Here is a 12,346-nt window from a genome sequence, read left to right as displayed (position 1 = left end):
TGGGTGCCATGAGCAACGACACCGGAGCACTCCGGCCCCAGACCCTCGCCGTCCACCCTCCCCAGGTGCACGTCACCGGCAGCACGCCCCTGGGCGTCCCCCTCCACCAGGGGCACGTCTTCTCCTTCGACAGCGCCGACGCGATGGCCGACGCCTTCCACTCGCCCGACACCTTCGTCTACAGCCGCCTCGGCAACCCCACCGTCCGCACCCTGGAGGACGCCGTCGCCCGTCTCGAAGGCGGTGCCTCCGCCCTCTCCTACGCATCCGGTATGGGCGCCATCAACAGCCTCCTGCTCGGCCTGCTCTCCGCCGGCGACCATGTCATCGCGCAGCGCGGGCTCTACGGCGGCACGTACGCGGTCCTCGGCGACCTCGCCGCACGCTGGGGCGTCGAGGTGACGTACGTCTCCGGGACCGACCCCGAGGAGGTGCGGCGGGCGCTGCGGCCGAGGACGCGGCTGCTCTACCTGGAGACCATCGCCAACCCCACCACGCGCGTCTCCGATCTGCCCGCCCTGATCGCCGTCGCCACCGACGCCGGCGTCCCCAGCGCCGTGGACAACACCTTCGCCTCGCCGCTGCTGTGCCGGCCGATCGAGCACGGCGCCGACGTGGTGATCCACTCCGCGACCAAGTACCTCGCCGGACACGCGGACGTTCTGGGCGGCATCGCGGTCTTCAAGAACCCCGAGCTGTACTGCCGCATCCGCCACTACGCCGTCGAACAGGGCGCCGTCACCGACCCCTTCGCCGCCTGGCTGACCCTGCGCGGTCTGCAGACCATGCCGCTGCGGATCGAGCGGCAGAGCGCGAGCGCCCTCGACCTGGCCGGCCGGCTCGCAGCGCACCCGGCGGTGGCGGCCGTCCGCCACCCGGCGCTCGCCGGGCACCCCGACCACGCCGTCGCCCGTCGGCTGCTGCCGCACGGTGGGGGCGGGGTCGTCTCCTTCGACCTCGCGGGCGGGCGCGAGGCGGGGCGGGCCTTCATCGAAGCCGTCCGCCTGGCAGCCCTGACCGCCTCACTCGGCGATGTGAAGACCCTGGTGATGCACCCGGCCTCCACTTCGCACCGGCAGCTCGACGCGGCGGCCCTGGACGCGGCGGGCATCGGTCCGGGAACGATACGGATGTCCGTCGGCATCGAGCACGTCGAGGACCTGTGGGCGGACCTGGAGCAGGCACTGGCACGGACGCCGGCGCACAAGCCGGCCGGGGCGGCGGCCGGGGGAGCGGCAGGTTCCGCTCCGTCGGACCAGCCTGCCTGACCCCCGGGCCCCGCTCCCGCTCGCCCGTCCGGATCCGCACGCCGCGGGACCCGTCGGCGCCGCGTCGGACACCGCTGCCACCGAGGTGGTGCCCGACAGCGGACCCGGTCGGCGACCGCCCACCGGGCCCCCGAGGCGCTTCACCGACGCCGCGGGTGCCGCCTTCGCACCGAGGACGGTCACCTTTCGGCCCGCCCCGCACCGGCGGCGCGGGATCTCGTGCGCATCGATGTCCACCGGCCCTCGGGCCGCACCCGTAGAGTGTCCGTCCAATACGGCGGAGCAAGAGGCGGAGTCGGGGAGCGCGGGGAGAGGCGGCACATGCTCGGGGCGAACGGGTTCGGGCAGGGTGGGACACCTCGGCGCGGGCCCACGACGACTCGGCGCGCTGCCACCGTGCGCGCGGTGGGAACAGCCGTCGCTGGCCGGCTCCCGCATCCGCTCACGCACGGGTCGTCAAAGGGAGCTCGCCCGCCACTCGGACGAGTGGCGGCGACCTCACCGAGCCCGACGGCCCGAATGCCACGGCCTTTCCTGTGAGGAGATCCTGTGACCACCTATGTCATCACCGTTCCGGGTACGTTCGTCCACGGAGTGACCGAGGCCGCACGTTCGGCCTTCGAACGCAGGCTGCGCCCGCAGGATCCGCGGAACACCGAGCTGGGGGAGAGCGAGGAGCTGAGCCTGCTGTCGGTCAGTGAGGGAGGCATGTTCTCCGTCCGGCTCGAGGTCGAGGCCGAGGACCAGGCCGGCGCCGAGGCAGAGGCGGTCCGCTTGGTTTCCGGCGCCCTGCGGGACAGCGGCATGGCCGAGGAGGACGCCCCCTTGGGGCCGGCCGCGGTGACGGGAATCGACAGCGGGATCTGATCGCCCGCCACAGCCCGTGCGACTGTCGTTGTTGCTGCGCTCCGCCCCGGCAGCCGCCGAAGCCGGGGACGGTGGATACGGACTTCGACGGCTTCCGGTGGTCATGGTCCACACCGTCCCGGCCGGCCGGGACGGGCGGGACGGCGTTGCCGTGGCCCGGCTCTCCGATCCAGCGGCACTTCCCGCGCCTGTCACCGCGCGGGGCGGCAGTGCCGCTCGGGCTGGTCCGCGAGGGCGGGATGGTGGTGCGGTCGGAGGACCGACCGCTTGTCTTCGAGACGCTGCGAGCGCCGTTCCCGCGGCCGTAGCGCCGGGCATCGGGGGAGGCGGTGTCGGGCACGGGCCACCACCAGCCGCGGCTGGGCCCCGGGACGGCAGACCTGGCCGGGACTCACCGCGGGCCCTCCGCGCACCCCTGCACCGCATCGGCGCCGGGGCGACCCGCTCAGGCCGTCGCCCGGCCGCCGATGGGGATGCCCAGCCGGTCGGCCACGGTGGTGAGGGCGCCTCCCAGAGGGAGCGCGACGCGGGTGAGGGCGTGCCGGTCGCCCCGTGTCGGGTCCCGGTTGACGATCAGCACCGGCTTTCCGGCCTGGGCGGCCTGACGGACGAACCGGAGTCCGGACATCACCGTCAGCGACGATCCCAGGACCAGCAGCGAGGCCGCTTCACCGACCAGTTCGCGGCAGTGCTCGACCCGTCGCGGCGGAACGGCTTCGCCGAAGAACACCACGTCCGGCTTGAGGATGCCGCCGCAGAGCGTGCAGGGCACCACGCGGAAGTCCCCGACCTGCTCATCGGTGAGGTCGGCGTCACCGTCCGGGTTCATCGCGGTGGCCACCGGATCGAAGCCCGCATTGGCCTCCTCCAGCCGCCGGGCGAGTTCACGACGCGGGCTGGAGGCGCCGCAGGACAGGCAGACGACCCGGTCCAGGCTCCCGTGGAGTTCGACGACCCCCTCACTGCCGGCAGCCTGGTGCAGGCCGTCGACGTTCTGGGTGATCACACCCAGGAGCAGGCCGTGCCGTTCGAACGCGGCCACGGCGCGGTGCCCGGCGTTGGGCCGGGCGCGGCCGAAGGTGCGCCATCCGAGGTGGCTGCGCGCCCAGTACCGGCGCCGGGCCTGAGCGCTGGCGGTGAAGTCCTGGTAGGTCATCGGGGTGTGCCGACTCAGGCTGCCGCCCTCGCCCCGGTAGTCGGGGATACCGGACTCCGTGGAGATGCCCGCCCCGCTGAGCACCAGCACACCGCCGGTGCTCAGCGCATCGGCGACCGGCTCCGGATCGGTGGTGCCCGGCGGCAGATCCTCGGTGGGGGTCCAGCTCAGAGTGGGGCGCATGCGCATGCCGCCAGGGTACGGTCAGCGAGCCGACGTCGGCGTCCGCCCCGTACGGCGGCGGAACGCGGCGGACCCCGCGACGCTCTCCTGCACCGGCCGCTCCCACAGGCGGCCGGAGGTCGCTGCGGTGCTTCAGCCACCGCGGTGACGGGGGCCGCCGTCGCGGTCGCGATCCCGGCCTTCCCAGCAGCAGCGGTTCCCCCGTACGGTCGGCGGCCGGCCGCAGCACGGCGTCGGACCTCGCGGAACGGGCAGCCGACACCACGCCGGACCGACGGACCGGGCGCCGGGCGCGGCGCGGGTCCCGGCGGCGCCCCGCCTGCCGGGGGGCCGGCGGGTGACGAGCGGCAGGCGGCCACCCGCGGCGCGGCGCGCATGGCGCGCACCCCAGAGCCCGTCGTCCGCTCCCCGTGCCCTCCCGGTGGGCTGGTGGGCTCGTGCCATCCGGCGAGATCCACGCACGCGGTTGCGGAGGAGAGCATCACTCGCTGGGGGACACGGGCATGAGGAAGCACCGCTTCCCGCCGTCCTCGGGCTGGGCCCCGCTCCTTCAGCGCCCGGCCCACGCCCGCGCAGCCCGACGGTCGGGGCCCGCGTCGGACGGCGGCCGGCCTCGACCACGGCTACTCGTTGGATGGTGCAGCCGTGTGGTCCGGGTGATGCCGGGTCCGCCGGGCCTCTTTCATCTCCGCCTCGTAGAGATGGTCCCGGCCGTCGGCGAGCTTGCGTACGATGTCCCGCTCAATGTCCGTGAAGGGCCGGTAGTACGTGCGGTTGTACGCTTCGACGATTTGAAATGTCCAGTGTCCAGGGATGACATTGCGCCCCAGGATCTCCCGTTCGACCAGGGTCGCCTCCTCTTCGTGACCGGCCTCGCGCAGTAGCTGTACCGCGCTGTCCAGTTCCAGGTCCGCGCCGCCGGTCAGTTGGTGGAAGGCGTACAGATGCCCCCGGGCCCGCTCCGTGGTCTCCAGCGCCTTCGAGAGGGAACCCAGGGCTTCCACCGTCTTGTCGCTTACCCCTGCCGGCCGCCGATGCGCGGCATCCGGCCCGTTGATCAGTTCGTCAGTCACGATCCCCGTATGCCCCGTGCCGCCGAGCCTGTGCCATTCCATTGCTCCGCCGTGCGCTGACCCGGGCCCCTGGTGTGCGTGACGCAGTCCGCCGTCGGGCCGGTGGCCCGTCTGATGTTCACCCGCCCGCCGGGTTTCTGCGCTGGGCCGTCCGGCCGCGCGCCGCGGCCCCCCTCGGCCACCGGTTGGCCCATGTCCCCGAACCCGCGCCGGCTGTCGCCACCGCCCCACCGTCCGGCGCGATCGGACGTACCCCGGTGGGGCGGGTCCTCGCGGCGCTGTCCCGGTGCCGGCCGGTGGGCCGGAGCCATACGTACTCCTGCGCCGCACCCCCGCTCGCGGTCACCGCGTCCGTGGCGGGTGGGGCGCCGGCACGGACACGGTCTCCGGCACCCGACGGGGTCTCCAAGGCGTCAGGACATGAGCAGCAGCCGCGTGTTCGGTACGAGCTTCCGGTTCACACTGGTGCTCTGTACGAAGATCGTGAAGTCGTCGTTGTGGTCCGGCTTGAGGCGAACCTCCACCTCCGGCAGGCCGAGCAGGGCTCGGGCCTCGGGCCCCGTGTACACCCGCTCCGTCTTCTTCTCCAGCACCGCGATCTGCTTCCGCGCCTGGATCTTCTCCGACTTGCTCAACTGGTAGAACGCACCACCGGTACGGTAGGTGTGCCCGCTTTCGACGACCCAGTCCCGGATCGCCGCGTCCCGGGCCACCGGGATCAGCCGGTACTCCGACGGATCCACCGGGGTGAGGCCGGCCGCCTCGATGGTGTCCTTGTTGACCACCTCGGCACCCGTGGAGAACACCGCCCGCGATCCCCGGATGCCCTTGGTGCGGCCCACCATGAACTTCTCGGTGGCCTCTCGGATGACCTGCCCGGCCTCCTCCAGACCCTGTGTGCTCGTGGCGTCCCAGATGGCGATGTTGTCCTTCGGGAAACCGCACCGCATGGCCTCACGCTTGCCCATCTGATCCGGCACGAGCACGGCCAGCGTCCAGTTGTCCTCCTGCGTCTCGATCATCTCGGCCATGGCCGTGACCAGTTCACGAGGATCCCGGGCAGGGGCGTCCGGGCAGCGATGACTGGCGTTCTCCTGCCCGTCGGTCAGGACGAACGTCAGGAAGCTGTGGTCGCCGTACAGTTGCGCCGTCTGCGCCAGCTCCCGCTGCGACTTCAGCGCGGCGGCCAGCAGAGCCGTCATCCCACCGACCCGGTACAGCTGCTTCAGCGACGGCATCCGCAGTACGTCCTTGTCGTAGATGACGCACTCCACCTTGTCCGCGAAGACGTACACCGTGACACGGGTCTCCTGGTCCAGTTCCCTCGACCGGCGGGCGAGATACGCGATCTGCTGGTCGGCGACTTCGACGACCTTGCGGCTCAGGCGGGACATGGACGAACTCGCGTCCAGCACAAGAGCGACGTGGTTGATGTAGTTCTGGCTTCCGGACATGGGCGGCTCCCCCTCTTTCCGACTCGATGCTCCTACCGTCTCACCCACCACTGACAATCGAGCCTGGCTCCTCCGGCTGGAAGAAGGGCCCCGGGGCCCACCCCGTGCCGTGCCGCTCCGGTGGCGCCGGCGGCCGGCAGCCCGAACAATTGCCGAACCGTTCCGGCCGGCCTGCTGCACCCGCCGCGCCGCGGCTGTCGGCCGGCCGCCGTGTGGGGAGCGGGATCCGTTCCCGACGGCAGCAACGCCCGGTCCCCGCTGCCCGCGCCGGCTGCCGGCTGTCCCGCCCCGGGCGTGACATCGTGCCGCTGACCGTCGTTCGTTGTGGGGACCGCCTGCTGCCGTGCGCCCGTGATGCTCTTCCGGTAGCTTCCCCGACGGTGGAGCATGCACTCTCGACAGCCGTGGATACACCACCCACTGCGCCCGCTGGTACCAGGATCGCGCGGACACCGTCGGTGGCGGTGTCGGTCCCGAGGGGCGCGTTCGGCTGCCCCCGGGACGGGGGTGATGAGCGGAGAGACACGGGGCGGGCAAGCCTCCCTTGGGGAACACTGTTCCGTCCGGGGCAGTGCTGAGCGGCAAATTACACGGTCACAGTCCGTTTTCGCCGTCCCCGAACCCGGCGGCACGGCTCGTGATCGACGACCGGCCGCCCATGCCAATCTGCTGCAACGCAGTTGTCCGGAACCGGAGGTACACCGCCCGTGGCGGCGAACAACAACCCCACCGTCAGGGGACGACGACTGGGAGCGGAGCTGCGCCGGCTCCGTCTGGCCAGCGGACTGACCGGCACGCAGGTGGCGGCACGACTGCTGGTTTCCCAGGCCAAGGTCAGTCATATGGAGACCGGCCGCCGTGCCGTCAGCCCCCGCGATGTACGAGATCTCTGCGAGCTCTATGGCGTCACCGACCCGTATGTCGTCGACTCCCTGATGGAGCTCGCCGGGAAGTCGAGCCGACAGGGCTGGTGGCACGCCTACGGCGACATCCCCCACAGCGTGTACGTCGGCCTGGAGACGGACGCCACCATCATTCACGCCTACGAGCCCATGGTGATCCCCGGCCTGTTGCAGACTCCCGCCTACGCGGCCGCGGTCATCGAGGAAACGATCCCCCTGGTCACCGTCGAGCAGGCCGCCGCGCGTCTGAAAGTGCGTCTCCGCCGCCAGCACCGGATCTACGATCCCGCCCGCCGCCTGCGCCTGTGGGTCGTCCTGGACGAATCGACCCTGAGGCGTGTCGTCGGCAGCCGGGAGATCATGCGCGAGCAACTGGACCACCTGCACGCACTGAGCACCGAGCCGCACATCACCGTGCAGGTCCTCCCTCACACGGCGGGCGCTCACCCGGGCCTGTCAGGAGCGTTCTCCCTCCTGCAATTCCGGGACAGCCGCCAGGCGGTGGTGTACTTGGAGAGGTTCACCAGCGACCTCTACCTCGAAAAGGCATCCGACGTGCAGCACTACAACGTGATGTACGCCCACCTGCAGGCGCAGGCCCTCGGCCCCGAGCTGACCCGGCACTTCATCACCCGGACCAGCAGCAGGCTCTACACCTCATCAGCACCCGGCTGATGACGGCCCGCCCCCGACTGCACCGTCACCTCGCCATCGCTGACCGGCCTGCGGCTGCTGACGCGGGAGGGACGAGGTCACGATCACCACCGTCAGGCATTCGGCGCACGGACTGGTCACCGGGTTGGCCGTATGTGCGTGACTCCGAGTGGGTCGTCGGTGTTGTCGGGCCGTCCACGCCGCAGAGTTGCGGCAGGAATCTCGTTCAAAGGAAGATCGCGATGTCACTTGTGAAGAGGGCGGTTGCTGTTGCCGCCACCGCCGGTGTGGTCCTGATCGGCGGTGCCGGCGTGGCCAGCGCGGACGCCGAGGCCGATGCCGTGGCCGTAGGCAGCCCGGGTGTCCTGTCCGGGAACATCGTCCAGCTGCCGATCCACATCCCGATCAACATCTGCGGCAACACGATCAATGCCGTTGGTCTGCTCAACCCGGCATTCGGCAACGTCTGCATCAACGACGGTGACTCGAAGAAGGGTGAGTCGAAGAAGAGCGACTCGAAGAAGAATGACGACGGCAAGCACGGTGACGACGGCAAGCAGGACGGGTACGGCAACAAGCGCTGACCGCGCAGTCATCGTGGTCCCGAGGCCGGTGGGGACCTCCAACGGCTTCGGGGGCCGGGCTGTGAAGGCGCCCCGGGGTACAGCCACTGGGTGACAACCCGGTCCGGTACCGCCCTCCCAGCCCACGCGTCCGTCCGCTCTGCGGCGGACGGTGAAGACACGCACCGGAGGCAGGCATCATCTCGCGACGATGCCTGCCTCCAGGGTCCGGGCAGGCTTCGCCCCCGCCGAACTGCGGCCCCGGGCATCGAGCGCGGACGGGTCCCGCCCACGGGGGGAGCCATCGACCGGCCTGGGCCCTGCGTGTCGCCGGGCCTGGCCCCGTCCATCCGCCGCGCCCGGCCACCGCGGGCCGGGGGAGCCGCTCAAGGGCGGGAGGTCGCGGCGATCCGCTCGATCGCGGTCCCGAGGAAGGCTAGGGTGAGTTCCGCCCGCCGGGCGAGCCACTGCTGCGAAGGCGGAGCGGGATCACCGTAACGGCGCTGCCTGACATCGTCCACCACCTCGGCCGGAGCGCCCAACTCGCGCAGCACGCCCAGGGCCTCGGCCTTGGTGATCAGCCTGCCGTCCCGCAGCGTCACCGTCGCCCTGGCCACCGTCAGCAGGCCGAGATCGACCCAGATGTCACGCGTCCACAACTCGGGGCGATCCAGGGACGGCCGCCAGAAGCCCTCCATGTCCGCGACGACGAACTCCGTCAGCTGACGGTCGGACACCGGCGGCAGCCGGAGGGCGGGCGGCTCACCGTGCAGGACGAGCCCGAAGGTGTGCAACTCTCGCCTGGTCACCGGGGTGACCGGACGGCGCAGGAACTCCTCGTGCGCCCACGTGAGATGCGTGCGTGCGGGATCGTCCAGCTCCGCGACCGCGACGTAACTGCAGTGCAGCTTCGCCGCGAGGGGACCAGTCTCCCCGAGGCGCTCGTGGACCTCTGCGAGCCGCCGTTCCTCCGCCGGCGTGCACGGCCGGTCGAGCACGGCGATGAGGTCGAGGTCGCTGCGGCCGGGTTGGTAGTCGCCCCCGGCGAGCGAACCGTGTGCCCACACCGACACCAGGGGCAGAGCCGGCCGTACCGCGCCGATGAAGCGGTCGAGGAGGTGGCCGGTGGCTTCGTCAGTCATGGGGACACTCTGCCCTTCGGGGCGTCGTCGCGCTCCGCGAACGCCCGCTTTCCCGGCCCGGTGAGGCGGGGCGGAAACCCCTGCTTCCCGCTGCGCCCGCTCCCCGCTCCGGTGGTCACCGAGGGCGCGTCCGCCGCGGGCCGGCCGGGGACGGCTTCGCGCGGACGACGGCCTGATCGCCCCGCGGGCCGAACAAGTGCAGGATCTCGACGGTACCGACGCCGGCCGGGCCGAACCAGTGCGGCTCCCCGGTGTCGAACTCGGCCGCCTCGCCGGGACGCAGCACGAGTTCGCTCCGCCCCAGGATGAGCCGCAGTTCGCCCGCGAGGACGTAGAGCCACTCGTAGCCGTCATGGGTGACGAGCTTCGGCTCACGGGGAGCCAGTACCTGCTTGAACACCTGTACACGGCCCGGATACTGCGTCAGCGGCACCACGACGCTGCCGTGACTCCTGCGCAGGGGCTGGAGGTGCACCCGGGGATCACCGCTGGCCGGCGCGGCGACCAATTGGTCGAGGGCGACCCGGTGCGCCCGCGCGAGCGGGATCAGCAGCTCCAGCGTGGGGCGCCGCTTGCCGGACTCGAGGCGGGACAGTGTGCTCACCGAGAAGCCGGTCATGGTCGCGAGCGCTTCCAGAGTGAGCCCCCGGTCCCGGCGCAACCCGCGCAGCCGTGGCCCGATGCTGTCGAGTATTTGCTCCAGTTCCGCGTCCATGCCCCCATTTTGCAGCCTCCGCAAAAACGCTGTGCCGTGGTCGCCGTCCGGCCGGAGCCTTACCGGGCCGGCGCTCCCGGACCTGGGGCGCTCCCGAACGTGAGAGGCAACCGTGACCACGACGACCCACCCCGCTCCACCCCTCCTCAGCGCTCGCGGACGCTGGACGGTGCTGGCCGTCTGCTGCCTGAGCATGTTCCTGGTGGGCCTGGACACCACCATCGTCAACGTCGGTCTGCCCGCGATCGGCCACGGTTTGGGTGTCGGGACGCGCGGTCTCGAATGGACGGTGGACGCGTACACCCTCGTCCTGGCGGCCCTGCTGATCTCCTCCGGTGCGCTGGCGGACCGGTTCGGGCGCCGACGGGTGTTCCGGACGGGACTGGTCGTGTTCGCGGCGGCCTCGCTGGTTTGCGCGGTGGCCCCTTCGGTGGGGGTGCTCGTCGCGGCGCGCGCGGCGCAGGGCATCGGGGCCTCGATGCTCAGCCCCGTGGCCCTGGCGATCGTGGTGAACGCGATGCCCGACCCCAAGGAGCGAGCCCAGGCCATCGGCATCTGGGCGTCGGTCTTCGGCCTGAGCATGGCGGCCGGCCCGGTCACGGGCGGCGCTCTCATCGCCGCGTTCGGCTGGCGGTCGGTCTTCTGGATCAACGTGCCGGTCGTCGTGGTGGCCCTGGTACTCACCGCGGTGTTCGTGCCGGAGTCCCGGGCGAAGCAGGCCCGGCGGCTCGACCTGCCCGGTCAGGCCCTGCTGACCGTGGTCATCGGAGCCTCGGTCGGCGTCCTCATCGAAGGACCACGCATCGGCTGGACGTCGGCGACGGCCGTGGCCCTGTACGCGGTCGCCGTCGTGGCGACAGCCGCCTTCATACGGGTGGAGTCCCGTCTGCGCGAGCCGTTGATGGACCTGGCGCTCTTCCGGCGCCCGGCCTTCGGCGGCGCGGTCCTGGGCGCCGTGGCGATCTTCACCGCGCTGAACGTCACCCTGCTGCTCAACACCCTCTACCTTCAGCACACCCGGGGGTGGGCACCGCTGGCGGCCGGTCTCGCGACCCTGCCCATGGCGGTCGGTGCGACCCTCTGCGCACCCTGGTCCGGCCGCCTGGTCGGCCGCCTCGGGCCGAGACTGCCACTGGCTCTGGCCGGCGGCTTCCTCACGGCCGGCGGATTGTGCCTGGTCCGGCTGGAGACGGACACGAGCGTCGCCCTGCTCCTGCTGGCCTACGCGCTCATCGGCATCGGGTTCGGCTTCGCGAACGCCCCGATCACCAACACCGCCGTCAGTGGACTGCCTCCGGCCCGCGCCGGCGTGGCCGGTGCGATCACATCCACCGCGCGCCAGTTCGGTGCCGCCGTCGGCATCGCCGTCGCGGGCGGCCTGGTCACCGCCGCCGGCCGTGCGGAGCTCGCCCACGCGTCCCGGCCGGGCTGGGTTCTGGTCGCGGCGTGCGGAGTGCTCCTCCTCTTCGTCGCCCGCGCGGCCGGGCCGAAGGACAGCGTTCCGCGCCCCGGCGCCGCGCCGGCGCGATGAGCTCCCCGCGGCGGCGTTCGGGCCCCGGTCATACGGGCGAGGTGGAGCTCCTGGCAGTACGGCAGCGCGCTCGCCCCGCCCAGTTGTCGCCGCGTGCTCGGTGATGCCCCGCAGGCGGTCGAGGACCACCGCCCGCTCCGGTGGGGCGCGAGGTCAGGCCGTCCGGCCGTCCGCCTGGCCGCAGTGCTGCGGCCGGCCGCTGACGCGCCGGCCCGCGCCGCCCGCGCCCGGCCCGGCCGTGCCCGCCGTCCGGCCCGCGCCCGGCTCCCCGTCCGCCGGCCGCCGTCGCCCGGTGCGCCCCGGCGGGGCGGCACATGCCTCGGCCCCCGAAAGCGCGGCTCCGGTACGGCACCCTCGGGGCACGGCGTCGAGTGTCCGCGGCCTGCGTGCCGAGGCGCCGGTCCGGTACGTACGAGGCGGGGGAGCACGCGCTGTCCTCAGCCCTCGATGACCGGAGGGCACCGGCGCGGACACCGCCCGTGTCCCCGCCGCGGCGTCTGAGCTCCCGTCACGTCCGCGGGTGGGCCGGGGTGTGCGTAAGGAAGCCGTTAGAAGCCGGTCAGGGCCCGTATGGGAGCCGTCAAGGACGATCTTCGGGGTGCAGGAGCGCGCTTTGCTCTGGGGGTCCGATCATCTTTCAACCGACACTCTTCAGGAGCTCGCGATGGCCGACACGGCCTTCGTCGTCATCACGGTCGCGGTGTTCGCGCTGGTGGCCTTCATCGCCAGGGGGGTGGCGAAACTGTGACTGCCGAGAACATCGTCGGCCTGATCGTGGCCGCCGCCCTGCTGGGCTATCTGGTCCTCGCCCTCGTCAAGCCGGAGAGGTTCTGAGCAC

At 72.0% G+C, this 12,346-nt stretch carries 12 protein-coding genes; 7 read left to right on the top strand and 5 right to left on the bottom strand.

What is annotated here, in order from left to right; translation table 11 throughout:
* The first annotated feature begins 8 nt into the window (after positions 1-8).
* Complete coding sequence (locus tag AB0H53_RS13485) at positions 9-1,268, top strand: aminotransferase class I/II-fold pyridoxal phosphate-dependent enzyme (protein WP_362111075.1); 1,260 nt, start codon at positions 9-11, stop codon at positions 1,266-1,268.
* Positions 1,269-1,817: 549 nt separating this feature from the next.
* Complete coding sequence (locus tag AB0H53_RS13480; RefSeq protein ID WP_362111072.1) at positions 1,818-2,135, top strand: hypothetical protein; 318 nt, start codon at positions 1,818-1,820, stop codon at positions 2,133-2,135.
* Positions 2,136-2,580: 445 nt separating this feature from the next.
* Here the strand turns inward: AB0H53_RS13480 and AB0H53_RS13475 are convergent, their stop codons facing one another.
* From AB0H53_RS13475 to AB0H53_RS13465, 3 genes are all read right to left on the bottom strand, one after another.
* Entirely contained in the window at positions 2,581-3,480 is a 900-nt protein-coding gene (locus AB0H53_RS13475) for an NAD-dependent protein deacetylase (protein WP_362111069.1), read from the bottom strand.
* Between the two features lie 617 nt (positions 3,481-4,097).
* On the bottom strand, positions 4,098-4,547 hold the full coding sequence (locus tag AB0H53_RS13470; protein ID WP_362111067.1) for a hypothetical protein: 450 nt from the start codon (positions 4,545-4,547) through the stop codon (positions 4,098-4,100).
* A 413-nt stretch (positions 4,548-4,960) separates the two neighbouring features.
* Entirely contained in the window at positions 4,961-6,001 is a 1,041-nt protein-coding gene (locus AB0H53_RS13465; protein WP_362111064.1) for a vWA domain-containing protein, read from the bottom strand.
* Between the two features lie 707 nt (positions 6,002-6,708).
* Between AB0H53_RS13465 and AB0H53_RS13460 the strand changes: the two genes are divergently transcribed.
* Positions 6,709-7,578, top strand: coding sequence for a helix-turn-helix transcriptional regulator (locus AB0H53_RS13460; protein WP_362111061.1), 870 nt, complete (start codon positions 6,709-6,711; stop codon positions 7,576-7,578).
* 221 nt (positions 7,579-7,799) lie between these two features.
* Positions 7,800-8,141 carry a chaplin gene (locus tag AB0H53_RS13455; protein WP_362111058.1) on the top strand — a complete coding sequence of 114 codons (342 nt, stop codon included), beginning with the start codon at positions 7,800-7,802 and terminating at the stop codon, positions 8,139-8,141.
* Positions 8,142-8,506: 365 nt separating this feature from the next.
* Here the strand turns inward: AB0H53_RS13455 and AB0H53_RS13450 are convergent, their stop codons facing one another.
* Positions 8,507-9,262 carry a nucleotidyltransferase domain-containing protein gene (locus AB0H53_RS13450; protein WP_362111055.1) on the bottom strand — a complete coding sequence of 252 codons (756 nt, stop codon included), beginning with the start codon at positions 9,260-9,262 and terminating at the stop codon, positions 8,507-8,509.
* Between the two features lie 115 nt (positions 9,263-9,377).
* Positions 9,378-9,977: an XRE family transcriptional regulator gene (locus AB0H53_RS13445; RefSeq protein ID WP_362111052.1), complete on the bottom strand. Its 600-nt coding sequence runs from the start codon at positions 9,975-9,977 to the stop codon at positions 9,378-9,380.
* Positions 9,978-10,089: 112 nt separating this feature from the next.
* Here AB0H53_RS13445 and AB0H53_RS13440 point away from each other — a divergent pair, with 112 nt between their 5' ends.
* From AB0H53_RS13440 to kdpF, 3 genes are all read left to right on the top strand, one after another.
* On the top strand, positions 10,090-11,508 hold the full coding sequence (locus AB0H53_RS13440) for an MFS transporter (RefSeq protein WP_362111049.1): 1,419 nt from the start codon (positions 10,090-10,092) through the stop codon (positions 11,506-11,508).
* Between the two features lie 598 nt (positions 11,509-12,106).
* Positions 12,107-12,256, top strand: coding sequence for a hypothetical protein (locus tag AB0H53_RS13435; protein WP_362111046.1), 150 nt, complete (start codon positions 12,107-12,109; stop codon positions 12,254-12,256).
* Entirely contained in the window at positions 12,253-12,342 is a 90-nt protein-coding gene (kdpF, locus tag AB0H53_RS13430) for a K(+)-transporting ATPase subunit F (protein ID WP_290353327.1), read from the top strand. Before AB0H53_RS13435 ends, kdpF begins: the two co-directional genes overlap by 4 nt.
* Positions 12,343-12,346: the final 4 nt, after the last annotated feature.

This window comes from Streptomyces sp. NPDC050856 (assembly GCF_040653855.1).
Taxonomy (GTDB): Bacteria; Actinomycetota; Actinomycetes; order Streptomycetales; family Streptomycetaceae; genus Streptomyces.
The sequence above is the reverse complement of the archived record's forward strand: the minus strand, read 5'-3'. Positions and strand labels throughout refer to the sequence as shown.

What these genes read in the sequence shown, in the direction of transcription:
- AB0H53_RS13475 (WP_362111069.1), bottom strand. Translation starts at nt 3,480, where the DNA reads ATGCGCATGCGCCCCACTCTGAGCTGGACCCCCACCGAGGATCTGCCG.
- AB0H53_RS13485 (WP_362111075.1), top strand. Translation starts at nt 9, where the DNA reads ATGAGCAACGACACCGGAGCACTCCGGCCCCAGACCCTCGCCGTCCAC.
- AB0H53_RS13445 (WP_362111052.1), bottom strand. Translation starts at nt 9,977, where the DNA reads ATGGACGCGGAACTGGAGCAAATACTCGACAGCATCGGGCCACGGCTG.
- AB0H53_RS13450 (WP_362111055.1), bottom strand. Translation starts at nt 9,262, where the DNA reads ATGACTGACGAAGCCACCGGCCACCTCCTCGACCGCTTCATCGGCGCG.
- AB0H53_RS13455 (WP_362111058.1), top strand. Translation starts at nt 7,800, where the DNA reads ATGTCACTTGTGAAGAGGGCGGTTGCTGTTGCCGCCACCGCCGGTGTG.
- AB0H53_RS13465 (WP_362111064.1), bottom strand. Translation starts at nt 6,001, where the DNA reads ATGTCCGGAAGCCAGAACTACATCAACCACGTCGCTCTTGTGCTGGAC.